This window comes from Candidatus Limimorpha sp., assembly GCF_056203535.1.
This window is the reverse complement of sequence record NZ_JBADWU010000105.1, coordinates 222639-245952: the sequence shown is the minus strand read 5'-3', so window position 1 is coordinate 245952 and position 23314 is coordinate 222639. Positions and strand designations below refer to the sequence as shown.

Sequence of the window (23314 nt, the reverse complement as noted above, 5' to 3'; positions counted from 1 at the left end):
CCAGATATGGCGGTTCAGATAGAAAACAACCTTTATTTAAAAATAGAAGGACGGGAATTCGATGATTATGTTTTCATGGAGGTTTCGCTTTCCAAGGAGTTGATGAAGCCGAATGAACTGAATTTTTCGATGCGGAAGAAAAGCTTGACAAAAACGCCTTCTGATGATTCGTTCTCAATTTCCGACAAATTGTTAGGTGCATCAGTGGAATGCGGTTTCAAGACTTCGTATTTGGACCACAATCAGGAATTGAAGGAAGATGATTTGTGCTTTAAGGGCATTGTGTTCAAAGCCATCGCCCGTAGCGAGCACATGAATGTCGGAATGGTCATTCATTGTACGGCATATAGTCCTGATTATTTGCTATTTGATAGCCCCCATTGCACTTCATTCGAGCAGACCTCGCTCTCCGAAATTGTCAGCAAGGCGACGGAGGACTATAAGGTGAATATTTCCCTTCAGCTTACGCCAAGAATGGATGGAATCATTCCATACACGGTGCAGTATAATGAGACGACTTACGCTTTCCTTTCGCGTTTGGCCCAGCGTTATGGCGAGTTCTTCTATTTTGAGAATGATGAGTTGGTTTTTGGAAAGATGAAGCAGCCGAAGCAAAAAATCAAGCTTTATCCGGATATAGATATTTTGGGCTATTATTATGAAACGAATCTGTTTCATGTCGGTTTTTCACATGCCGATCATGATTATCTGGAATATGAAAACCAGAAAGATTTGGCTAAGAACTATGGGTCGCAGTCTTTTAATAAGCTGACAGAGTATGCCTACAATCATTCCACATCGTTGTTCAAGAAGGACACGCTTCAGGACAATTGTGCAAGCATACAGGAAGATAACGGTTTGAATCAGGTTGAGGCTTCGGTTATGAACGATATCTTGGGAACAAAAGCGCAGCTGATGGTTTGCAAAGGTGTCAGCAATAGGTGCGACTTGCATCTTGGAACTGTGTTTTCCATTCAGGAATATTCCGGTGATGTCGAGGATAAGAATTTGCAGAACCATGAAGACTTGATGATGGTGTCGCTGTCGTATCATTGGAATCTGAACGGACATTTCCAATGCGAATTCTCTGCTATACCGGCTTCTTCCGAGTATCCGCCTTGCTTTGAATGTGATGTCTATCCGATGGCTGAATCGCAAAGGGCTGTCGTTGTCGACAATAAGGATCCGGAAAAGTTGGGTAGGATTAGGGTGAGATTGCTATGGCAGGAATTGCAGGACGAATATATGATAACGCCGTGGCTTCGTATCACTCAGCCGCATGGCGGCGATGGAAAGGGATTCTATTTCATTCCCGAAATCGGTGAAGAGGTGATGTTGGGTTTTGAGCATGGAAATGCCGAAAAACCATTTGTAATAGGGACATTGTATCATGGCAAACAGCACCCTGAAGGCAAATGGTACAGCGGTTCAAATGATATTAAGGCATTGCGTACGCGCAATGGCCATACCGTAGAAATACATGATGTGGCTGAAGGTGGATTCATCCGCATCTATGACAACGAAAAGGAAAATTATGTGTTGACCTATTCGACTGACGAAAAGCTTATCAAGTTGCAGTCGAAAGGAAACATAGAGCTATATGCCGATAACGACATTATCATCGATGCCAAACACGACATTAAGGTTTCAGCAGGTAACGATAGGAATACCGAAATTGGCAATAATGATGCATTGAAGGTCGGTAATGACCAGACAAATGATATACAGAATGATATGGCGACTTCCGTTGGAAAGGACAAGACTGTTTCCGTGGGCAATGATTTCTCTCTTGAAGTCGGGGAAAGAATTGACGTTGCAGCAAGAAACATCAAGACGGATGCGGCGGAAAACCATATTATGTATGCGAAAAAAAGCGTACAAAAGACTGACGATTCCATTGCGTATGATGGAGGAAGCCTTATTTCGCTGAAAGCTGGAAATGTTAAGATAAACTGATGAATTATGGCAACTTACGTTTGTAGTGGCGCAAAATTGAAATGCAGTATGGGCAATGCGCAGTCGTCATTGACGGTGCTTCCTACCCGTACCATTTTTCTATGCGGAAAGCCCAAGGCAAACATATCAGACCATAAGCCTATGGTGAATATCGCTCCTTTCGGCTTATGCCGCTCGCTTAATAATCCAACCGTGGCGGCTGCAACATCGGCTCACATGGGGCGTTTGACCCCTATGCCTTGTGTGCCTAATACGCCGGCCCCTTGGATTGGCGGTAAGGACGATGTCATAGAAAAAGGCAACCTTGCTTTGCTGAACACCTGTAAACTTAAGTGCATGTGGGCGGGAACTATAGAATTGGTAACAAACGGACAAGAATGACGGAGGAAATGACAGATGAGTACGGAAACCGGAGCAAGCAACAAGGAATACGAGGATTTGAAGAAAATAGATAAACAGCGTGAATATGTTGTTTACAATGCCGATATCCGTTTAGGCTTGGCTTTGCTGGCCGAACATGTCTATTTTATTGACGGACAGAAAGCTTACTATGACGTTCCTGGTTTTCAGATGGTCGGTTTGGAAGAGTTGGAAAATTTGATTGGAAAATCGCATAAGACAGGCTCCACTTATCGGGGTGGAAAAGTGGATAAGAAGTTCAGAGAATCGGCAGATGTACCGAAATACTACGATGAAAAAGTTGGTGATGATAACGAATATGTTTTTCAAATAGCAGATGGCACTAAAGTTTTTGGCAATCCGAAATATACGGTGAAGGATTTTTTTGCCACGGATGAAAAACTGCTTTATAGTCTGGCGAACAATAATAAGTCAGGTCAATACGGTCTGCTTTCCAAGGAAGGGTTTCTGACAGATTGCGGCTTCAAGGCGGGCATTTACAAACGCACAGATTGGAAATACAACTGCAATGACTTAAAAAAAGAAACAGGCTTCGATTTGTCGTCCGTGAAATATGCTTTGGTTTTTGCCGGGACAGATTTCAACTCTTTTTTCAATGATTGGATTAAGACTAATGTTGGACAAGGTATTGGCGATGAATTGGTTTATCCTTTGCAATATAAGTTGGCTGTTTTGTTGGCCTTGAAATTGTTTTGTGAGAATGAAAATGTCAACAAGGATGAATGGGTGATTGTGGGTCACTCTTTGGGAGGAGGACTGGCAGGTGCAGCAGGAGCGGTTTCTGGGGTAAGGACTGTGGCTTTTAATGCTGCAGGACTGAATACCTATGCTTTGGCCAGTTATGTCAATCGCCTGACCAAGTCGAATCTTCTTTCTCAAAAATTGCCGAAATCAGTCGATGAAAAGTTGAGGGTTTTTAATCTGCGTTCTTTCCTTGGTTCGATTGGCAAAATCAAGGAGGTGATTGACCAGCAAAAGAATGTTGTGGTTTATCGATCTACTACCGATGTTTTGACTTCAATTCAAGATAAAAAAGACAGCAAGAATGGTTGGCTTCATGGCATAAAATGGCCTGTTGGTGCTTCTGTTCTTTATCTTATTGTAACTCCGCTATCGTTACTAGTGACTCCCATAGGCACAGGTGTCGCTTTGTGTAGGTCTCATTCGCAAGGCGGTTTGATGCCAAGGACATACGGAAAAGTAATAGATGTTGAGACAGAATTCTATAAAGGTGATAGGGAAAAATACCTGAAGGTTGCCAATGACGGAACAGGACATGGTATGTGGATGTTGTTAGATGGGCTTGTCAACAAGTATTATGGCATCAACAATCATTTGGTCGTCACGCAGCAAGGTGAAATGCCGGATGACAAGGTCGCGGATAATACGCTGAAACGTTATTGGCATTATGACACGAAATCGTCGGGATACATAAAGCTGGTCTTTCAGAAATATGCCAACAAAGTGAAACCAAACGACTTGGGTGATACGGTATACGGTTTCCCTGTAGAAGTGAAAGAACTGGGAAAAATCGTCAGGCAAGACGATACCATAAAGCTAAGTCCAAGACAGGCTCTGGAAAAGGAGAAAACGAGTTCGTCTTCCGGCAATTTTGGTGGGGAAACAACATTGGTCTATAAGACTTCCTCGCAAAAGCCTGGTTCGCATGGCGAAAAAAAACAGGAAACGGAACGCGAGGAAATGGACGACAAAAGCAAGAAAACCATAGTGGAAGCCAATGTGAAAACATACGATGCTTCAACATCTGATATAGTGAAAAAACTCTTTGAGGTTGATTGAGATATGACGAATGCATATTACATATTGCAGTACGAAGTCAGACACTGCCTGATGGAAATCAGGGTGAACGATATTCTTGCCGTGGCGAAAAACGTGGAAGATGAAGAAACTTTGGATTTCGCCGTGAACAACTTGATTTACAGGTCGGGAATGCAGCAGCTGAGTTGCAGGATACGTCCGCTTGTAGGTGCGGAAGACTTTGAAAAAGAGGCAGGATTGAAATGCTCGGTGACAAGAATCAACGTTGATTTGGAAAGGCCGGAGGAGGTGAGTTCAAGCGAATTGTTGGCCGTTGACCTTGATGCTTCTTGGGTCGAAAAGAAATCGCTGGCGTTTTTTGCGGATGTTCCATACGAATTGGCCGATGTTTCCGAATTTCCCAACTTGTCGTTAGTTTATGATTTGAAAGGAAAGGTTGCACAGGCTTATTCGCGCCTGAATGCGATGCTTGATCGCAAACAGTACGACCTTTTCATGCAGCAGTTGATGATGCATGATTCCAATCTGGCAACCAGCATGTACTGGAATTTGAGCGAAGAAGAGAAAAACTTCCGTATCGAGGATTTCAAGCAGCTTTTGAAGTCGGGATTCAGGCTGAGGTTACCCCAGCCTGATGAAAAACTGGCTTATTATTCATACGGGCATCTTGTGCGTTATTGTGATCCTGATGGGAATGGCACTTTTGCGTTGTACGACGAGGCCACGGATGATGCTTACTTGCTCGATATGTATTTTTATTTGGATGACAAGGATGATGAACTCAAACTGATATAGCTTATGTCTGGCAATTTGGTCACATACAGAAGTCTTGAAGAGGCTTTGACGAGTGCGGGCTTCAAGTATAAGGGAATTATGAAGAACGATGTCTTCAAACGGCAGCTCCGTGTCATTATTCTTGAAGAGAAGAATGCCTTGAGAAGACAATACGGCTATGACTTGGTGAAAACTATTGAAAGCAAAGGGTCGCAGGTGGAGGCTTACTATGATGAACTGAAGAAAAGGGTGTGCTCGAAAATTCGCATTCGGGATTGGAAATTCTTAGATGTGAAAAAGATAATGGAAGACTATGACAGACAGATTGCGCAGTTGAAAAATGATCGTGATGGATATTTGGTTGGGGCTGGCTTGGAGGCGGTTGGGTTTATTCCAGTGGGTGGAGCGGTGGCAAAAGGTGCAGAAAAATATGCTAAACGAGGTTCGAAATATGTCAAGAAAGCAGCAAAAGCATACGATAATTTCTATAAAAAAACAACTGTGACTGTCACAATGAAAACACGTCATACCAATATGGGACGTGTGGTGAATGGAAATTTCATGGATATAAGGTATTCTAAGAACTCCAAGATAGATGTGTTTTCATTAGATCCTGCTCAAGCTGCTTTCGAATTTGGAACTGAAAAAGCGGCAGAAGCAAAGTTTGGTAAAGACATCCAGACATTTAATGGCTATGAATTTATGCCAGGTTGGCTTGATTTTGCGACGGATTTTATCCCTGTGGTTGGAACTGGCAAGGCGTTAGGAAACTTGGCAGGTAATGCCATGTTGGCATACATTTCGGGCAAAACAGCTGATTCGGTGAAAAAATCGAGAGAGGATGTTGCTGCCCGGACAAGAAAGTTCAACTCTGAAGTGAAGGAAGTCCTTTGCCGTGCGTTCCAGACATATTCCGGCAGAACGATTGAAAGGATGCTGGGGTTGAATTAAAATAGGAATTAAAGTATAATCAAATAATGTAACAAGAAAATGAAGAAGTTTTTATTATTTGTGTTGACTCTTTTTGGAGTGACAATGGTGCAAGGCCAAGATCTTGAATTGACATTGACGGTGGATCAGGAAACGGTTTGCGAGGGTACGGAAGTCGTTTTCACGCTTCGTCTGTCGGAACCGCGTAGTGGAGTGTTCGAATTGTATAGAGGAGAAGACCGTGTTGGGCAAAAGCAAACGGATTATTCTTGCGACGAAATGGAATTTGATCCGTTACAGGTCTTTGGGTCAGATGAAAATGAATTTTCTGCGTGTCTTCGTGATGATTCCGTGTATTTTAGCAGTTCTGTTTCTATCGTTGTAAATCAGGGATATGTTGGTGACGATGCTGTCGTGCTTCCTCCTGTTACCACTCACTGTAATTATGAATTCGGTGGTGAAGTGCTTACCGAGTCAGGCGATTATGAATACGTGTTCGAAACACAGTTTGGATGTGACAGCTTAGTTAAACTCCATTTGACGATTGAGCCTGAGATTGTTGATATACAGGGCAAGGTTGTAGCTTGTGCCGAGGCCAACGTTGATTATTCAATTAATGTTGCTCCCGGACAATATGATTGGATGGTGGAAGGCGGTGAAATTGTTGGTGGGACAGGAAATCAAATCACGGTGAATTGGTTTTCAACCTATGAAAACGGAACCATTCATGTCGATGCGACGAGTGGCGATGGCTGTTATTTCACGGGCGATTTGTCTGTACAGATAGCGAATGCGATTGTTTATGAAGAAAGTGTCAGTACATGGTGTGCTTATCTTTTTGATGGTGATTGGCTTGTGGAATCTGGAGATTATTCAAAGACGTATGAAACAAGTCTGGGTTGCGACAGCACTTACATTCTTCATCTGGAAATACTGAAAGATACCGACGTAAAGATTTATGGTGACACGGTGTCGTGTATGTTCCAAGAAAAGGAATATCAAGTTGATTCAGAGGGGTATTTATGCTTATGGGAAGTGGAAAACGGACAAATCATTGAGCAACTCCCTGACAGAGTCAAGGTCTTATGGGAAGATTCTGGTGAGTATGGAACAGTGAGTTTCACCATCGGTGATGACTGTTTCATGTCGGGCAGCTTAACTGTCCGTTTGGTGGCTTCTCAGGTCTTCGCCGACACGGAGCAGACTTCGTGTTCTTATTATTTTGGTGACCGTTTGCTTTTTGTATCAGGTGATTATGAGTATACTTTCACAACTGGATTGGGATGCGATAGTGTCGTTGAACTCCATTTGGAAATCATTCCCGAGGAAAGCATGTCCATTGTTGGAGAAACCGAAATCTGTATGGATGGGGAGGCTTGGTATTCGGTGAATCCGAATGAAAACAGCAATTTTGTATGGACTGTTGAGAATGGAGAAATCGTAGAAGACGATACATTTAGGGTTAAGGTACGCTGGGGAGATTGGAGCGAAAGAGGATTTGTGAAAGTGATGAAGCAGGACAGTTGTTTTTACACTGGCATTTTGAATGTCAATTTATTGCCGATTGTCAAGGAAGAGGATGTGAATCAGATTGTGGCCAAAAGAGATGGGAACGGAGTACCCTATATCCTGATTTATCCCAAACCAAAGGAAGATTATGAATATCAATGGTATCGGAATAGTTCACCGATAAAAGGCGCGACGGGTCAGTATTATGTTTTGGAAGTGCCGTATAAAGATAATGAATATCAGGTGTCTTTGAAGCTGAAAGGCGAATCCTGCGAAGTCTTCACTGATTTCTGCGTAGGTCAAATGACACCACAACATAATCTGACTGTATATCCTAACCCATCGGACGGTAACACGTCGCTTACCGTTGAAAAAGATACGGAAGGCCGCGCTCGTCTTTTCATCCTGTCGGTAGATGGCAGGGTCGTTGTGGAACAACAGTTTGATTCCCAACGGACTGCAATTAACCTGAATCTTCAGAAAGGACTGTACTTCCTGAAGGTTGTGGACGAAAATAATGATGTCTTTATTGAAAGAATAATAATCAAATAAATTATAGTTATGGAAGATTTTTATTTAAAGTTAAGGTACAAGAACAAACTTGTCAAGTTTAAGGTGAATGATCCTCATAGTACACTTGAGGTGTTGATGAATAATCTCCGTTTTGCTGCTGATGAAAAGGGCAACAAGGTTTTTGATATGCCTGAAATGATAGATTTTGTCCCGACCGAGTATTTTTTCGGCAAAAGGGATGAAGCAACAGGCAGAGACATCATTTTGCAGCCGAAGGTCGGAAAAACGAACAAGACTTTGGCAGATTACAACGTGAAAAACGGTGATACGCTTGAAATCATATCCGATCCGATAGCAGGTTAAAGAGTTGAAAATTAGATTTTTTAAGGACTAATGATGGATAGGGAAATAGAAAGATACAAACAGATAAAATTCACAGGCCGTAACCGACGCTTGATGCATGAATGGGAGGCCATCGACCAGCGTTTTCGTGACGATAAGCAAATCGTGTATGTCATACGAAAGCGCAATTCGGAAAACCTTCCTGTTGAGTATGAAATCGACTTTAAGGTAAAGTCGTTTTGCAATGTCTTGCCTGCCGATTCTCACGGACTTGAAAAACCAGTTACGGCTGATAGTTTTCGCATGAGCATTCGTATTCCGAACAATTATCCTTCGGTTGACAGCAAATTGGAGTTCAGGTTTATCACTAAAGATGCGGAAGGGAAAGATATTCCTCATCCTTGGCACCCAAACATTCGGTTTTTTGGCGATTTTGCAGGGCGAGTCTGCCTTAATACGCCGGCCTGCGGCACATTCACCGATTTGGCTTGGTATGTCGACAGGGTGCTGTCGTATCTGAAATACGAAAAGTACCATGCCCAGAACACGCCGCCTTTTCCTGAAGATAACAAAGTGGCCGAGTGGGTGCTGAATCAGGCGGAACCAAACGGTTGGATAGAACAGTTATGTAAATGTTAATGGATGAAAAAGTTTTTAGTTATGAGAAAAGTTATCTTTGCGTTTTTTGCTGTCCTTTTGTCTTTCATGGCTTACGCTCAGGATGGCATTATGAAATATGAGCTTTCGGTACAAGATGGTCCTGTTTCGTCTACAAAAGTTGTGTTGGAAGATGACATGAGACTCTATTCGCTGGAATTGACCTTGACCGCAGAGTTGAATGAAAGGACCAACCAGTTGCATGTTTATCTTGAAGAAAATAAACATCAGAATTATTATGTGTGGTTTCCGCAAAATGAGATTGAACACCCTGACTTTGTCAAGTTGAAGAATATATTCAAGAGTGGAGGCCGCAGATTGTCGTTTTCACCTGATTTCAAGAAACAGCAGCAGAAGCTTCCGTCGACAGTGGTGCCGTCAGTCTCTTGTTCTGGCTGTAAATTCGAGACATATCTTCTGGAACGTAGTATGGCGGATAAGGCCATTGACACTTTGATATTGCCATTGGGAACTGAAAAGAAGATGGAATTGGTTTTTTCTTTGGAAGACAATCCGAAAACAGTTTGTGTTAATTTGAACAATCTGATGGTTCTGACGGAATCTTCGTTAGGAGGCCGAAAATTGCAGTTCGTTGCCAAGGATTTTGTACTGAGCTTTGCTGTGGCTAAGGATCCTTGCGCAGGAATGGTTGAAAGATTGAAATATCTGAGTGAACTGAAGGAGATTTTCAGGATAGGATTCGAAAGATTGAGTAATAAATTTGATAGCCGGATGCAGAATCTGCTTTTGGATCAATATGCCAAAATCGATACTTCTGCCTTTATTAATACGGGTTGCCCTGATATTGATATAGCTTTTTCAGTATTGAAATACCGTATTAGGGAGATAAAGGAAACAACATCGAAAAAGCCGAAACCAACTGTTAAAACTGATGTCGAAGAAATAGAAACGCTGGTGGAGGATTATATCTTGGAGATGAATTATTCATTTAATAATGGTGACAAGGAAAGGTTTAATGAGTTGGTAAAGAAAACGGATGCGCTCCTTAAGAATTTGACTAAGAGCGACAAAAATAAAATCAAGGATACTATTTCGAGATATGAGGCTGCAAAAGCTATGGGGAAATAAATATGAAAAGGTTTTGTCTTGTTGTCGTTGTTTTTGCATTCCTGCCGCTGTTTCAAAATGCAGTCATTGGGCAGGAAGAAATCGATTTGGAGAAGGTGGAGAAAGCGAAAGATCAGATTGCCGGATTGTATGGCGACTTGAGGATTGTGGACGGGAAAATTCAGTTCTTTGAAGATATAGAAGTGAATGAACGCGAATACTTGAGCCTGAAGGATAGATTTGGAATATGGGAAAGCAATAACCAAAGTTATGTTTTAGAGGAAGAGGAAATCAGCAAAAAGTATGAGAGTTATAGGAATTTGCAGTATGAGCTGGAAAAGAAGATGGATTCGCTGAAGGCGGATAAGGAAAAACAAGACAAAATACAAAAGGTCGCATCGAAATTCGTCGAGTATCAGTCACAGATGCAAAGTCTTGAACGCCAAGGAAACAAATGCCAGGAAAACAAACGCATCGATTCGTTGAATATGATCAAGAATAAGGCATCGGACTGTTTCAGTCAGTCGAGTGCATTTTATATGGGCAATCAGGAAATGGTGGATGAAAATGACAGCATCAAGCTCTTGTGGAACGACATCAATGACATTAACTCGCGTATTAAGGATATGAACATTGTCCCAATCAAATGGGGCGACTTGGTTTTCAAGATTGTCATCGTTTGTGCAGCATTGTTTTTTGGTATCAATTTGATCGCTCAGAAGATTAAAATGAAAAAGATGACTCAAATTACAGTGGATAATCATCGAAAGAAAAAAGAAGAAAACATGCCATCAATATGAATATGAAGGGATTGTATGTAATTGCATCAATTGTACTGTTGTCAGTGATGCCGTTTGGACTTGCCGCTCAGGAGGGGTCGGGGCTTGAATTGGTATACGACGGACAGTGTGTCACGCTTTCAAGCTCTGATGATTTTGTGACTTTGCAAAGAAATGTCGTCGGACAGACGTTCCCCGAACTGGCGACACGGATGCAGGATTGTGATACGGTTGTCAAGCTGGCTCCAGGCGATAAATACGAACAGCTGATACAACTTGATTCTTCGGTTTTGACCAATAGGTATTTGGTGGTGACGGTTGGCTTCAGCGACGCTGATAATCGTCTTGATACAGTTTGGCTGAAATTGGATTTGGAGAAGATGGAAGCCTTTTCGTGTTCTGAGAAAGTGAAGGAAGCCCCTGTTGACGCGAAAAAAATGGAAGTCCCTTTTCACATAATCCTTATTGGTGCGTTGGTCCTCATCTGTTTTTGTTTGGTATTGTTTGTTAGGGGAAAAAGCAGGAAAAACAAGGCTCAAGGCAATGCAAATCCTGGAAAGCAGGAACTACAGTTGGTCGAAGACAATACCGAGCATTATGATGTCGGTCTGAAACATGTCTATTCAAATCAGAATGATTATCTGATGGTCGATTTGGATGAAGTCTTCGTTGATACAGCCGTGAAGAGGGTGTTTTTCAGCCATGCACTGGTCAGGAAACTGTATTCGTTTTTCAGCCGCTTTCTTGAAGAATCTGATCGGACTGATGAAACGGGGTGTTTCATTCTCGGATGTTGGGATTATGAGTCCACTAAACAGCAATACGATGTCAGTTTGGAATATTTTGTAGAGCCGGGCGATGATTCGCAGTTTGGGGAATACTCCTTGAATTTCGGCAAAAAAATTGGTGTCCACATGGCTTCGGTCATAGAAGATTTGAGTAAGAAATCGAAACGCGATTACGTTCAGACCTGCTGGATGCATTCCCATCCGGGATTAGGACTTTTCCTCTCCAATCAGGATCTTGTTGTACAGCAGCAGTTGGCTTATTCCGACCACAGAAACCGTATGCTTGCCATTGTCATCGACACGAATTCCGCTGATTTCAAAATTGGAATCTTTTCTGCTAAAAGAAATGGGAAGATGAACAATAATGAAGATGTCGTGAAATGGTTCTCTTTTGATGATTTCTATCAGCAGAGCAGGGCGGCGCTTCTTTTGCCGAAAGTGAACCAGCCATTCGAAATGGATAGTCTGGACCCAAATTACTATTACATTCGAGTTAATGGTGATGGCATTGGTCGCATGGGCTTTTCGGGGAAAGCCATCAACAAGATGGAAGACGGCCTGTTTTCGGTTTCGGCTGGTGTGTGCGGCTATTTCTTCGGAAAAAGCGATGAAGGTTCGTTGCTGATAGCTGATTATGCCGGCAACTATAATGAGGACGCTTTGGGATGCCTGATTGTTGACAAGGAGCTTGATTTGGATGCGATAGTCGGAAAATATGCCGATTATGTGGCGGATTCCCGCTTCTTCGTTGTCTATCGCGACGATAAACTGATAAAGATTTGTTTCGTTGCGGTTTCGGACGAAGGCTCTTTGACGGCTCGTCCTGTCGCTGATATTTCCTTGTTCTCGATGAAGGAATGGATTAGAAGAAAGAGAAATTAATGAAATTGATAAACTTTTAAACTATGAGAAAACTGTTTTTGATTCCGTTGCTGCTGCTGGGCGTGTCGCTTTTTGCCCAGGATTTGGACATTGATTTCGGAAGGGTTGAAAGTCTGCCCGATGGAAACAGATATGTCGATTTCAAATTAATGCGCAACGGTAGTAAGGTAAGCTATATGGGATTGGAAGCTGCTGATTGTAAATGCTTTGAGGTCGATAAACATGATGTGATAGAGTTAGTTGTTGATAGTCTTTCCGATATCACGAAAGGAAAACTTATTTCCAAAGATTTGAGCGTCGTGATACTGGTGGATAATGGTAATTCAATGAAAAATGATGATTTTGACGGGGTGAAGAACGCGTTGACTACATTTGTGCATACTTTGCCTGATCCTGTGAAAGTATATATTTCCACTATGGATATGTTGAATGAAACTCGTCTGTTTGATAAACATGATGATTTGGCGGGCTATTTAAGAAATGAATTGTTCAATAAGTCGTCGAATGGCAAGTCGCTTTATGCGTCTATCATCTCGGCTGTTCAGGAAATCGGGAATGTACCTGAGAATTCATGCCGTTACAAAAAGCTTCGTCACAATCAGGAACTTGCAAATGATACCGTTTCGGAGAAAATCATCTTTTTGCTTTCTGGTAATCCGCTGGATCCAAATGACGGTTCTTTTTTCCAAGACAAGCGTTTCTTCACAAATCGTGATAGCCTCCGTTTCCCTGAAGACCTGAAGGCCTTCTACTGTATTTATTTCGGGGAGAAAATGGATGAGAAAATGGAAGATGAGTTCAAATATATCTGTAAGTCGGTGCCAGGCGGGAAACTGTTCCCTCAATATTCGGTGGATTCGCTGAAAAACATCCTTATTGGCTCCATTGATTCCATTGCGATGGATTACCGCATTTACTACTCGGTCAAGGATAATCATATTTATAATGGCGAATCCCTAAAGTTGACATTGGATATCGAAAAGTTAGGCGCTTCTGGAAATAAGGAATACTCCTATGGATCGACACTCGAAACTATCGACTTGGGAGGTGATAGCAAAACCAAAGCTTCCGTCTTGGTGTTGGGCTTAGTGTTTGGCATCCTTTTCATTGCGTTTGCTTATCTTGTGATGCAGTTCCTGGTGCCTTGGATACAATACATGTTTTTCAAGAAAAAGTATGTGAAAACGTTTTCATCGAAGGATAACGACAATGACCTCATTTCCCAGCAATGTTATTATTGCAAGGATAATTTTGAGGAAGGTGATACGATAGTCACAAAGTGCAAGCATACGCTTCATTGGGATTGCTGGGAGGAAAACCAATGCCGCTGCCCGGAATACGGCATCAATAACTGCAAGGATGGCATCTATTATTACAATAGGAAGCACCTTTCCGATGAACGTAATTCGCCATACTATACATCGTGGTTGTTGGCGGGTCTGCTTGGCGGTTTGCTGACATGGATTTTGTTCAGAATCATTCCGTCCGAAAAACTGTTCCCTGGCTTAATTGAATGGTTAGTTGAAATCTTTGATGGTGATAAGGCTGATTTGACTATCAATATGTATTTGAGTAAAATACAGCCTTTGCTGCTATGTGGAATCGTGCTTGGTTTCTCGGTGACATTTCTTTTCAGTTATCTGATTGAGTTTAGAAAGAAAACGTGGAAGCTTGTTTCGGTTATGTTGGCCCGCTCAATTGGCAATGCGCTTGTCGGATTCTTGGCATTTCTGCTGGGGTCGGTGGTCGTCATAGCTATGGGCAAGAGTGGCAATTGTATGTGGACTGACTGGATTCCTTGGCTGTTTTTCGGTTGCGGTGTCCCGTGGTTGATTTCGTTCAAGACCGATATCCGTTTCAAGGAAGCATTCCAAGGTGGCTTGTTTTCGGTGCTGTTGAGTTTTGTAGCCATATATCTGATTCGAAGCGAAGTGATAGGTATGTTTGGCTTCATGGTCTATGCTGCCGGCTTGGGATCGTCGATTGCGGTGGTCCATTATATCTCGGAAAACTATTTCCTTCATATTGAGGGACCTACGAAGGAACGCGACATTGCCATCTACAAGTGGATGAATGTTGCCGGTGGGTTCAATCATGTAACTATCGGACGATCGCCACATTGCGTTATCGAAATGAATTGGGATGACAGCGAATTGATTCGCGACAAGCAAGTTGAACTTTACATAGAAAACGATTATCCGTATTGTCTGGCTTTGACGGACGGAACCACAATGGGTCCTGAACATCGTCCTTTGAAGGCTGGAGAGTCTATCTTGCTTGTTCATGGTCAGACATTTGTCATTGGTAATACGAAATTCACTTATATTGAGAAAGATAAATAATTTAATGCTATGAGAAAAGTTTTATTTACAATCGTTCTGATGCTGGCTGGAATAATGGCCTATCCTCAGTCAAAACCTCTTACCGTCAGGGGAAAAACTAAAGCGGGAAAGGAAATCAAGGTTGATTACTATAAGGGTACAATCGTCGACTACATCGAAAATGTAGAGTATGAAGTGGTTGACGATTTGCAGAAATCGATTTCCGACCTGCAAAAACAAGTGCGTGATTTGCAGAATAACCTGAATAAGACGAAAGCGGATTTGAAGCAAATGACGTCGAATGTCGAAACCTCCGACTTGATGAATGAGAAGAACCAGACCATCGATTCTCTGAATGATCGGATTGCGGATATGCAGAGAAAATACGAAATGCTGTCAAATGACCATCGGGCAGATTCCATGCTCAATGTCCAGATGAGGCAAATTGCGAATTTGGAAAACGGTTCGCGCAAAAAAACGGATTCGATTCGGATGCTGAAAGAGGCTATGCTTTATACAGGCCTGTATTCACCTAACATTGGTGTTTCGGTTGGAGTAGGCCCGTGCAATTTGAGCAACGGGGATGCGGTGCTATCGGCTGATAAAGGTTGGTCAGGTTATGTCTCGGCATACTATGGCACTAAGCCTTTGACCGAGGAATTTCCTCTTTCTTTTGAATTTGGGATTGGATTTGGCCGTTTTTCGGTAAAAGCCACTCGCGATTGGTATGAGCAGATGCTTGTGAATGTTACAGACGTTGACGGCGATAACTGCCATAAGTATTTCGCATTTTCTGACCTGAAGGAAAAAATCGTGCAGTCTTATCTGGCGATTCCTGTTATGGCTTGTTTCGGACAGCCTTCCAAGAATAAGATTACAGCCTATTTCAAATTGGGGATTGTACCCACGTTTGGCTTTAGCCCAGTGTTCGAAGGCGAAGGCTCATACACGTCAAATGGTTACTATGAAAACTGGGATGTCCTTATAGAGGACGTTGAACAATTAGGGTATGTGACCGACGGCGAATGCTATAAGGATGTTGATGTTGAAGTGGAAAAATTCTCTTTGTGGGGAACAACATCTTTAGGCGTGTATTTGCCGCTTTCGCCGAAGGCAAAAATGGGATCGCGGTTGGTTCTGAAAGCTGGAGTTCGTATGGATTACTGTTTTTCAAAGCTTTGGAAGGCAGGTGAAGGAGTAGAGGTTGGCGATTATAAATTGGGCTGCCCGAATTTGCCGGAAAAAGGTAAAGTGCTGAACCATAGCCTTGAAATAGGCATTGTCTATAATTTGAAGTAATGGAGAAGGAGTGGGGAAAGGAAGTCTTTGACCATTTGTCTTGGTACAAAGCTGAGGTAGTGAAAAATGCTAAGGTGATGGTTGTCGGTGCCGGAGCCTTGGGTAATGAAGTCCTTAAGAATCTGGCCTTGTTTGGGGTTGGAAACATCTTTATCGTTGACTTCGACACGATAGAGTATTCGAATCTTACACGTTCCGTGCTCTATAGGGAATCTGATGCAGACAAGGGCTTGTATAAAGCTGAGGTGGCGGCTCAGAGAGTCAAGGAAATTAATCCTAACATTAACGTGCAGTTTGTCATAGGGCATCTTGACAGTGATGTCGGGCTGGGAATATTTCGCGAAATGGATGTTGTCATAGGATGCCTCGACAGCCGTTTGGCTCGTTTGCGTCTGAATCGTCATTGTATGCGTGCAAATGTGCCGTGGGTGGATGGAGGTATTGAAAATCTGACTGGCAATGTGAAAGTTTATTGTCAAGGGGAGAATTGCTACGAATGTGGTTTGCTTCCAAGTGCAAGGCTTCATTTGTCGCAGCAGATGTCTTGCGCAGGGATTGCACACCGCAACGAAAAGGTGGGTAGGGTGCCGACTACTCCCGTCATAGCTTCTGTCATTGGTGCAATTCAGGTTCAGGAAGCTATGAAACTTCTTCATAAGGAAGAGTTGGAGAAAGGGATTTTTTCGGTGTTGAAAGGGCAGATGCTCCATTATGAGGGTATGCACAATCAAGTGGAAGTGTATGATTTGGCCGCTTTTGATGATGATTGTCCGTCGCATGAACTTTGGGATAGGATTGTCAAAATCGAAGGGTTGGGAGCCGACACTCGGATTGATGTTGCTTTGCAGATGATCCATGATAAGTTGAATGCCTCAGAAATCCAGATAAATCTGAGAAACGATAAGTTTGTCGACTACATTGTTTCGCGTACTGATAACCGTAAGTTTGAAACAATGCTTCCCGAATCAAAGGTCGGTGATTTCATTGATTCAAATTACGAATTATATACGACCTCCCGTGCGGAACTGTTTCAGAATGAATACGAAAACATCGATTCCTCGTTCCCTTATCAGGAATTAACTTTGAGGCAAATAGGGATTCCTTATTTTGACATTGTTCAGGTTTCGACAGAAAACGGGTGTGTGTATGTCGAACTTTCAGCTGACAGGGGTAAATATGGTTTTTGAATATGGTTGTTGACAATAGATATTTGGACATCGGTGACGTCAGGGCGGAAACTTGGCTTAGTTGCAATTTCCCGGAAATAGATGAATGGTTTGTTGAGCACGAAAGCTATTTCTCAAGGAACTACAACAATGATTTGAGGTCATGCTACCCTATACGCAGCTCCATATCGACATCGCGGAATGGAATTTACGATGTGCTTCCTGAATCGTTGTTTTTTGCTACGAATGAGTTGATGGGGAAATCCGATTATTCCTTCGTCAACGAATTGGAGAAAATGTACGAAGAGAAGAGACTGATAAAAGCTTTCTTCAAACCGTTTGATTCGTTGCTGTTTAACAAGTCGCTGGAACTTGAGAAAACAGTGAATGCGATTTATGAATCCCAATGTGAAACGCTCTTGTCGAACTTCTTTGGCCTCGATCTTGAGAATGAAACCAATCCTTATGTCAGAAGGTTGCTCCCACTTGTCCTGTATGTGTCACAGATCAGGTTGGATTTCAGACTTTTGAGTGCAATTGTCGCAAATGTCATTGGGTGCAAGGTGGATTTCCGTATGGAAGACGGATTCAGGATTCGTTTCGAGATACATAAACCTGGTCTTGACAGTCAAGGCTATTTGCGCTTTTCTGAAGAACTTAGGCCTTTTTTCGAATTCATCAAGGAGTGGTTTGTCCCGGTTGAAAATGATTGTTACTATAAGGTCAAGGATTATTCCAAGGTGTTTGCCGTTTCTGAAACAGAGCCTATGGTGCTCGATTATGATACTCATTTATAAAAACAGTGAAACTATGAATAAAGATATAAGGATTGACTGGCATTCGGGGATGGAAATCACCCCGCAGACATTCATCAATTTGGAGGAAGAAATGGCTGAATATAGATTGCTTTTCCAAAAGACATTGTCGTCAAGAATGTTTGGCATTGTGCCGTGGGAGAAGTTCTCGTGCGATGTCAGCGTGAAAGATAGCATTGTCTATATCAAGCATTTGGATGGGAAAATCCTTTTGCCCCGAGGCCAGATGATAATCGTGTCGATGGAACATGCTGTTGAAGTCCGTATTCCTGAGGTTGACATCGAGTGCCTGTATCTGACGATAGAGCCTTTGGATGACAGCATTCCATTTGAACTGAATGGCGTGCCTCATCTGCGTCAAAAATTGAAAATAGGTCTGAAGGATCTGAAAGATATGGATAACGGCGATAAGCTGAAGGGGCTGTTTCCTTTTGCCAAACTTGTCAAAGATCAAGACGAGTGGTCGGTTTATGACGGATATGTTCCACCATGCGTTGCGGTTCGGAGTTCTTCCGTCATGATGTATTTGTTCGACTCTGTTGTCAAAAGTGTCAATAAGTTTGTGGCTCATGATAGCATTAGGAAAACAAGCAATGGTCTCATTGCGCATATTATGTTTGGTGAACTGGCTTCGTTTTCCATCGATTGTTCACCAGCCGAATTGATAGCAATATGCAATAAGGTTTACATGGCTTTCGCTTTGATTTTAGGCTATGAATACAAGGCATTTGACCATTCGCTGATGGATGTGGAACCGTTTTTCAACCAAGTCCTCAGCTTTTTCCAGAAGGCATATAATGAACTTGATGTTGTTCAAACACCTCCTTCCGAACAAAAGATTGAAGAAATATTGTTTTGTCCAATTATTTGATTATGATGCAGTTAAATGTTCCAGTCAAAATCAAGGCTCCTTTATGGAAAGATGTAAACGAGACCTTGACAGATTCAATCGACTATTTCCTGCAATTGCTGGTCGATTCGGGCAATCATACTTGTCTTGCAGATTCAGGTTTCAGCTTCTTGTTCGAGGATTATCGTTTTGAACAGTTCATGGTCAAAAATGGTGGTTATGTGTATGTCAATGACGAATTTGACGGTCAGGCACGGAAAACGATGAAAATGGTGTCAGGCAACAGCAAAAAGGAAAATTCGTTTGCAAGGGATTTGAAAGTTGTGATTGATAAGTATGAAAAACGTCTTAGAAATGTTGAAGTTGACATGTCACTGACAAATAACGGCACTTCTTTGAACGTGAAGGTCAAAGGAATAATAAACGATAAAAGCAATGCAAAATATGAACATGTTTTTAAGGTCGCAATATGGAGGGAAACAGTATGATAGGAAAAGAATTGGACATTAGGGGACAGGTCGCTGACCTTATGGAGAAAGTGCTTTCTTTCTGGAAGAAAGAAGGCAAATGGGATGGAGATAACAGGAACATGCCTTTTTTCGGCATCGATAAGGATCCGATTTTCGCACTTTTGCTTTCCGCAGTCGTTTATCAAGTCAATGAGATAGATCTCGATATGGAGCGTTTTAAGGAAGGTCTTATGGATGATTTTGAAAGTATTGTCCTGCCTCATTACTTGACTTCGGCAATCCCGTCTTTTGCCATGATGTGCACTAGCAAACTGGGCGGTGTTCAGGAAACGTGTTACGTCGATGTCGAAACGCCGTTTATGGTGAAGGTGAAAAGACTCGGTAAAAGCGGCTGGATGCCTTATTATCCTTTGTTTAAGATTAAAATCTGTGATGTTTCTGTCGTTGAAGTGACTCCGAAGGATGGGGAGAGGCTTGACGTCTGTCTGCGGGTGAAGGAAGCGGATGGAAATTTAGGTGGAATGGGCATGTATTTCCCGAATTTGGATTTTGACGATTTGAAGGTTTATGCTGGTGATGTTGAAATACCTTTGATTAAACCATGGGAATATGACAAATTGCCGGTAAACGACTGGTTTGGCATATCGAATGTGGTATACAACAAGTCACTTTTGTATGATGCGAGTCAGCAATGGATTGATATATGGGCATCATATGGGCTTAATTATTACATGATTGACGAAAATTGTCCGAGCTTCCCCGATTCCGATACTATAACCTTGGAGTTTAGATTTGCTGGTTGTTCAGGCTTGTCGTCGATTCAGCCTCAGAGTATTTTTGTCAATAGTTTTCCTGTTGTCAATGTGTCGAAAGTTTCTTTTGAGTTGACACCTTCCAGCCCGATAGTGAAATTGGCGAATGAAATCATTGTTGATAATGATAATTCGGATTCAGCATCGGAGAGTTTTTCAGAAACTTCCTTTTTCATCAATCTGGTAAACGACGATGACTGTAACGGCGATTTTGAACGTATCATTGTCAGGAAATATTGCAATGAACGTTTCAATGCATCCGAATTAATCCGTTTGTCAGATAGGCTGTCAAAGAAATATGCTACTGATTTCTATGCCTTTCATGAGATTGATGGCTTGCAGAATGGAGACAAGATGAGAAAGCTTTCTTGTATTTTGAAAGATGTGATAGAAATACTTCAGGTTGAGAAACTTCCTGCATCAGGAGTATACGCCATGTTGCGTCACGATAGCCAAAACGATGACACTGATACTGTAATAAAAATAGCGGGTCTTTTCACGCAAGGTGCATTTGCTAATGGAATTAGTGTGGATGCCGCAGTAAATCCAAAGAAGTTCTTCGATAAATCCAAGACAAGGCTTCTTACTTCGACGATGGGAGGAAAAAACGAATTAACCGATTCCGACGAAAAAAGTATGTTGAGCAAATACTATATGCAGACCAACGATCGGATTGTCACTCGCGCTGATCTGAAATCGTTTTGCAAACGGTTTTTGTTGCAGGAGGGGTTTTCCGAAAACACCATCATGTCAATTTCGGTTGACTTCGAGGAAGTTGGACAAAGACGGGGCGTCTGTGTGTCGGTAGGCTTCAATAAAAGTGTGAATAAGTTTGGCAATGACATGCCTCATGTGATGAAAAGAATGGAACGCCTGATTGAAGCCAGAAGCTCTGGTTGGGTCAAATGTATGGTAAAATACACTTATTAAAAAGGAGGGATGATTCGTTTTGCCTATTGAATACGAGAGGCTGAGGACATAAGTGAGGAAAGCATTATCGACACTGCCATACACTTGATGAAGAGTGTTGGTAAGCTGATTATCATAGCTCATTTGTCGTGTTTTTGTGTTCATTTGCCTCAGTTGCTGAAGAATTGATTAGTCGTTGATAATAATATATTAATTCATAAAATTCAAACTGATGGAAGATATTCATATTGGAAAAATGATTCGCTCGGAATTAGATGTTCAAGGACGTCGGATTTCTTGGTTGGCGGCCGCTATTCATAGTGATGTCAGCAATGTTTACAAGATGCTGAAGAGACCGTCGATTGACATTGGATTGCTGATGCAGATTTCTGAATTATTGCAACATGATTTTTTAAAGGAATGTTCTGATGCGTTAGAGTTGCATCGCCAAGATGGTGTTGAATGACTATTTTATAAAAAAATTTCCTTTCTTCTTGCGCAATTCGATTTTTATGAAGAATTTTGCCCTTCATTAAATTGCAATTTATGGGAACATTTAGAAAAGGAGAAAAAATTGGCAGATATGTTGTCAATTCTTTTATAAAAAAAGGTGCTGTCGCCGAATCGTACACCGTTTACGGAACTGACGACATGATGTATTTCCTCAAGATTTATGACCTCGCCTTGATTCCAAAGGCACAGTTTTTTGAGGGTAAGGAAGTCTACGAAATCGTTCTGTGTCAGGAAATTGACAACGACAATATCATCAAGTTTGTCGATAAGGGCGAAGTTAAAAAAGGTAACAAGACTTTCCGCTATTTAGTAACGAATTTCTATCGTGGCGATTTACTTAGCGATTCGATAAAACGCGATGGAGTTCTTGACTCGCAGGATGCTGCGCAAATCACTTTGTGCGTGCTGAACGGATTGATGTATTTACATTCCAATGCTCTGATTCATAATGATATAAATCCAACCAACATTATGCTTCAGGAATTGGAGGATGGCATGTTGCTCCCGACCATTATCGATTTGGGACACATCTCGTATATGGTTATGGGACGCCCGACGTTCAAGGTCGATGATTTGCAGCCGTTCTTCCGTGCTCCTGAAACTTTCAAAGGAATTTACACGCCGAAAACTGATATTTTCTCAGCTGGCGCACTCCTTTATTATATGCTTTTCGCAAAAGCACCTTGGGAAATTGATTTGTCTGATTGCCATGAAGATAAGGCTTTGATTAAGGAAGCCGTAAAGGAAGCCCGCAAGCAGGATTTGATTCTCGAAACGGAAGAAATCAAGCTGCCGGATTTCATGAAGGCGATTTTGCAGAAGGCATTGGCTAAGAAACCAGACGACCGTTTTGAATCTGCTGTGGATTTTGCCAAGGCTTTGGCTGAGCAAATCATGCCGGAACTGGCTCAGGAAATTGAGCAGGCCGAATCAGCCGCTGTACCGCAGCAGGAATCGCAGCAGGTGCCTCAGGTGGAAATCACTTTCAAGAAAGGCTCGGGCAATGGCTTTGAGAATGTCACGGGGCGCGGTGAACTGAAGGAACAGTTGCGCAAGGAGGTTATTTTTGCCTTGCAGAATCCCGAAAAAGCGCAGAAATACCAGCTGCCTACCATCAACGGCATTCTACTTTATGGTCCTCCAGGATGTGGCAAAAGCATTGTGCTTGAGAACTTTGCGGAAGAATTGGGTTTCAATTATTCCATGATTAAGGCTTCTGATTTCGGCAACATTTATCAGCCTGGCGTTTTGGAAAACCTGCAGCGCGTGTTTGATGCGGCAAGCATTAAGGCTCCGTTTGTCTTGTGCATTGACGAAATCGAGTTTTTGGCTCCAGGCCGTGGCGAGGAAGAGGCTGGCATTACGCCTCAGGTTGCTGCGCTATTTGGCTTGATGAACGAATGTGCCAAGAAAGGCATTCTGATTGCGGCAACTTCAAACCGCCCTGATTTGGTGGAACCTGCCATCATGCGTGTGGGCTGCCTTGATAGGGTGTTCCTTGTGCCTCAGCCTGATTTTGAAGCGCGTAAGGATATGTTTAAGAATCATTTGGCAGGCCGTCCATGCGATGAATTGGATTATGACGAATTGGCAAAACTGTCGAATGATTTCAATGCCGGCGACATTACCGAAACGGTGAATGAGGCTGCCATGACTGCCGCTTACATGGATGTCCCGATTTCGCAGAAAATTCTTGTCGATGTGCTGCGCTTCAAGAATCCGACTTATTCGACCAATACGAGAATTGGCTTCAACAAGTAAT

Annotated in this window: 20 protein-coding genes; all 20 read left to right on the top strand. The window is 42.3% G+C overall.

Translation table 11 applies throughout. From position 1 onward, the window contains the following. Nucleotides 1–6 precede the first annotated feature (6 nt). The 20 genes from AC06MN_RS13385 to AC06MN_RS13290 all read left to right on the top strand — a co-directional run bounded on the left by AC06MN_RS13385 (nt 7) and on the right by AC06MN_RS13290 (nt 23313). Nucleotides 7–1956: a type VI secretion system Vgr family protein gene (locus AC06MN_RS13385; RefSeq protein ID WP_475672887.1), complete on the top strand. Its 1950-nt coding sequence runs from the start codon at nt 7–9 to the stop codon at nt 1954–1956. 6 nt (nt 1957–1962) lie between these two features. Next, nucleotides 1963–2337 carry a DUF4280 domain-containing protein gene (locus tag AC06MN_RS13380; RefSeq protein WP_475672886.1) on the top strand — a complete coding sequence of 125 codons (375 nt, stop codon included), beginning with the start codon at nt 1963–1965 and terminating at the stop codon, nt 2335–2337. Nucleotides 2338–2352: 15 nt separating this feature from the next. Then, nucleotides 2353–4176 (top strand): Tle-like phospholipase domain-containing protein, encoded by a 1824-nt coding sequence (locus AC06MN_RS13375; protein ID WP_475672885.1) that lies wholly within the window; start codon nt 2353–2355, stop codon nt 4174–4176. A 3-nt stretch (nt 4177–4179) separates the two neighbouring features. Next, on the top strand, nt 4180–4950 hold the full coding sequence (locus AC06MN_RS13370) for a hypothetical protein (protein ID WP_475672884.1): 771 nt from the start codon (nt 4180–4182) through the stop codon (nt 4948–4950). 78 nt (nt 4951–5028) lie between these two features. After that, the gene (locus AC06MN_RS13365) at nt 5029–5880 is read left to right on the top strand and encodes a hypothetical protein (RefSeq protein WP_475672883.1); all 852 of its coding nucleotides are present in this window, start codon (nt 5029–5031) and stop codon (nt 5878–5880) included. A gap of 39 nt (nt 5881–5919) precedes the next feature. Continuing rightward, on the top strand, nt 5920–7920 hold the full coding sequence (locus tag AC06MN_RS13360) for a T9SS type A sorting domain-containing protein (protein ID WP_475672882.1): 2001 nt from the start codon (nt 5920–5922) through the stop codon (nt 7918–7920). A 9-nt stretch (nt 7921–7929) separates the two neighbouring features. Next, entirely contained in the window at nt 7930–8244 is a 315-nt protein-coding gene (locus tag AC06MN_RS13355; RefSeq protein WP_475672881.1) for a hypothetical protein, read from the top strand. A gap of 33 nt (nt 8245–8277) precedes the next feature. After that, nucleotides 8278–8862 (top strand): hypothetical protein, encoded by a 585-nt coding sequence (locus AC06MN_RS13350; protein WP_475672880.1) that lies wholly within the window; start codon nt 8278–8280, stop codon nt 8860–8862. Between the two features lie 21 nt (nt 8863–8883). Further along, on the top strand, nt 8884–9969 hold the full coding sequence (locus AC06MN_RS13345; protein WP_475672879.1) for a hypothetical protein: 1086 nt from the start codon (nt 8884–8886) through the stop codon (nt 9967–9969). Between the two features lie 2 nt (nt 9970–9971). Next, the gene (locus AC06MN_RS13340; RefSeq protein WP_475672878.1) at nt 9972–10748 is read left to right on the top strand and encodes a hypothetical protein; all 777 of its coding nucleotides are present in this window, start codon (nt 9972–9974) and stop codon (nt 10746–10748) included. Then, entirely contained in the window at nt 10745–12397 is a 1653-nt protein-coding gene (locus AC06MN_RS13335; RefSeq protein ID WP_475672877.1) for a hypothetical protein, read from the top strand. Before AC06MN_RS13340 ends, AC06MN_RS13335 begins: the two co-directional genes overlap by 4 nt. Before the next feature lie 23 nt (nt 12398–12420). Further along, on the top strand, nt 12421–14739 hold the full coding sequence (locus AC06MN_RS13330) for a VWA domain-containing RING finger protein (RefSeq protein WP_475672876.1): 2319 nt from the start codon (nt 12421–12423) through the stop codon (nt 14737–14739). Nucleotides 14740–14748: 9 nt separating this feature from the next. Continuing rightward, nucleotides 14749–16017 carry a hypothetical protein gene (locus AC06MN_RS13325; protein ID WP_475672875.1) on the top strand — a complete coding sequence of 423 codons (1269 nt, stop codon included), beginning with the start codon at nt 14749–14751 and terminating at the stop codon, nt 16015–16017. Continuing rightward, nucleotides 16017–17204 (top strand): HesA/MoeB/ThiF family protein, encoded by a 1188-nt coding sequence (locus tag AC06MN_RS13320; RefSeq protein WP_475672874.1) that lies wholly within the window; start codon nt 16017–16019, stop codon nt 17202–17204. The genes AC06MN_RS13325 and AC06MN_RS13320 overlap by 1 nt, the downstream gene beginning before the upstream one ends. Nucleotides 17205–17206: 2 nt before the next feature. Then, nucleotides 17207–17980, top strand: a complete 774-nt coding sequence (locus tag AC06MN_RS13315) for a hypothetical protein (protein ID WP_475672873.1) — start codon at nt 17207–17209, stop codon at nt 17978–17980. 13 nt (nt 17981–17993) lie between these two features. Next, nucleotides 17994–18869: a hypothetical protein gene (locus tag AC06MN_RS13310; protein ID WP_475672872.1), complete on the top strand. Its 876-nt coding sequence runs from the start codon at nt 17994–17996 to the stop codon at nt 18867–18869. 2 nt (nt 18870–18871) lie between these two features. Then, a complete protein-coding gene (locus AC06MN_RS13305) occupies nt 18872–19336 on the top strand; it encodes a hypothetical protein (RefSeq protein WP_475672871.1) in 465 nt (154 codons plus the stop codon). Next, nucleotides 19333–21060 carry a hypothetical protein gene (locus AC06MN_RS13300; protein WP_475672870.1) on the top strand — a complete coding sequence of 576 codons (1728 nt, stop codon included), beginning with the start codon at nt 19333–19335 and terminating at the stop codon, nt 21058–21060. Before AC06MN_RS13305 ends, AC06MN_RS13300 begins: the two co-directional genes overlap by 4 nt. A gap of 211 nt (nt 21061–21271) precedes the next feature. Further along, on the top strand, nt 21272–21505 hold the full coding sequence (locus AC06MN_RS13295; RefSeq protein WP_475672869.1) for an XRE family transcriptional regulator: 234 nt from the start codon (nt 21272–21274) through the stop codon (nt 21503–21505). 80 nt (nt 21506–21585) lie between these two features. Beyond that, the gene (locus AC06MN_RS13290; RefSeq protein WP_475672868.1) at nt 21586–23313 is read left to right on the top strand and encodes a protein kinase domain-containing protein; all 1728 of its coding nucleotides are present in this window, start codon (nt 21586–21588) and stop codon (nt 23311–23313) included. Nucleotide 23314 lies beyond the last annotated feature (1 nt).

Coding starts and splice junctions, on each gene's coding strand:
- AC06MN_RS13360 (WP_475672882.1), top strand. CDS start 5,920: ATGAAGAAGTTTTTATTATTTGTGTTGACTCTTTTTGGAGTGACAATG.
- AC06MN_RS13300 (WP_475672870.1), top strand. CDS start 19,333: ATGATAGGAAAAGAATTGGACATTAGGGGACAGGTCGCTGACCTTATG.
- AC06MN_RS13375 (WP_475672885.1), top strand. CDS start 2,353: ATGAGTACGGAAACCGGAGCAAGCAACAAGGAATACGAGGATTTGAAG.
- AC06MN_RS13295 (WP_475672869.1), top strand. CDS start 21,272: ATGGAAGATATTCATATTGGAAAAATGATTCGCTCGGAATTAGATGTT.
- AC06MN_RS13380 (WP_475672886.1), top strand. CDS start 1,963: ATGGCAACTTACGTTTGTAGTGGCGCAAAATTGAAATGCAGTATGGGC.
- AC06MN_RS13315 (WP_475672873.1), top strand. CDS start 17,207: ATGGTTGTTGACAATAGATATTTGGACATCGGTGACGTCAGGGCGGAA.
- AC06MN_RS13340 (WP_475672878.1), top strand. CDS start 9,972: ATGAAAAGGTTTTGTCTTGTTGTCGTTGTTTTTGCATTCCTGCCGCTG.
- AC06MN_RS13325 (WP_475672875.1), top strand. CDS start 14,749: ATGAGAAAAGTTTTATTTACAATCGTTCTGATGCTGGCTGGAATAATG.
- AC06MN_RS13350 (WP_475672880.1), top strand. CDS start 8,278: ATGGATAGGGAAATAGAAAGATACAAACAGATAAAATTCACAGGCCGT.
- AC06MN_RS13330 (WP_475672876.1), top strand. CDS start 12,421: ATGAGAAAACTGTTTTTGATTCCGTTGCTGCTGCTGGGCGTGTCGCTT.
- AC06MN_RS13365 (WP_475672883.1), top strand. CDS start 5,029: ATGAAGAACGATGTCTTCAAACGGCAGCTCCGTGTCATTATTCTTGAA.
- AC06MN_RS13305 (WP_475672871.1), top strand. CDS start 18,872: ATGATGCAGTTAAATGTTCCAGTCAAAATCAAGGCTCCTTTATGGAAA.
- AC06MN_RS13310 (WP_475672872.1), top strand. CDS start 17,994: ATGAATAAAGATATAAGGATTGACTGGCATTCGGGGATGGAAATCACC.
- AC06MN_RS13290 (WP_475672868.1), top strand. CDS start 21,586: ATGGGAACATTTAGAAAAGGAGAAAAAATTGGCAGATATGTTGTCAAT.
- AC06MN_RS13345 (WP_475672879.1), top strand. CDS start 8,884: ATGAGAAAAGTTATCTTTGCGTTTTTTGCTGTCCTTTTGTCTTTCATG.
- AC06MN_RS13320 (WP_475672874.1), top strand. CDS start 16,017: ATGGAGAAGGAGTGGGGAAAGGAAGTCTTTGACCATTTGTCTTGGTAC.
- AC06MN_RS13335 (WP_475672877.1), top strand. CDS start 10,745: ATGAATATGAAGGGATTGTATGTAATTGCATCAATTGTACTGTTGTCA.
- AC06MN_RS13355 (WP_475672881.1), top strand. CDS start 7,930: ATGGAAGATTTTTATTTAAAGTTAAGGTACAAGAACAAACTTGTCAAG.
- AC06MN_RS13370 (WP_475672884.1), top strand. CDS start 4,180: ATGACGAATGCATATTACATATTGCAGTACGAAGTCAGACACTGCCTG.
- AC06MN_RS13385 (WP_475672887.1), top strand. CDS start 7: ATGGCGGTTCAGATAGAAAACAACCTTTATTTAAAAATAGAAGGACGG.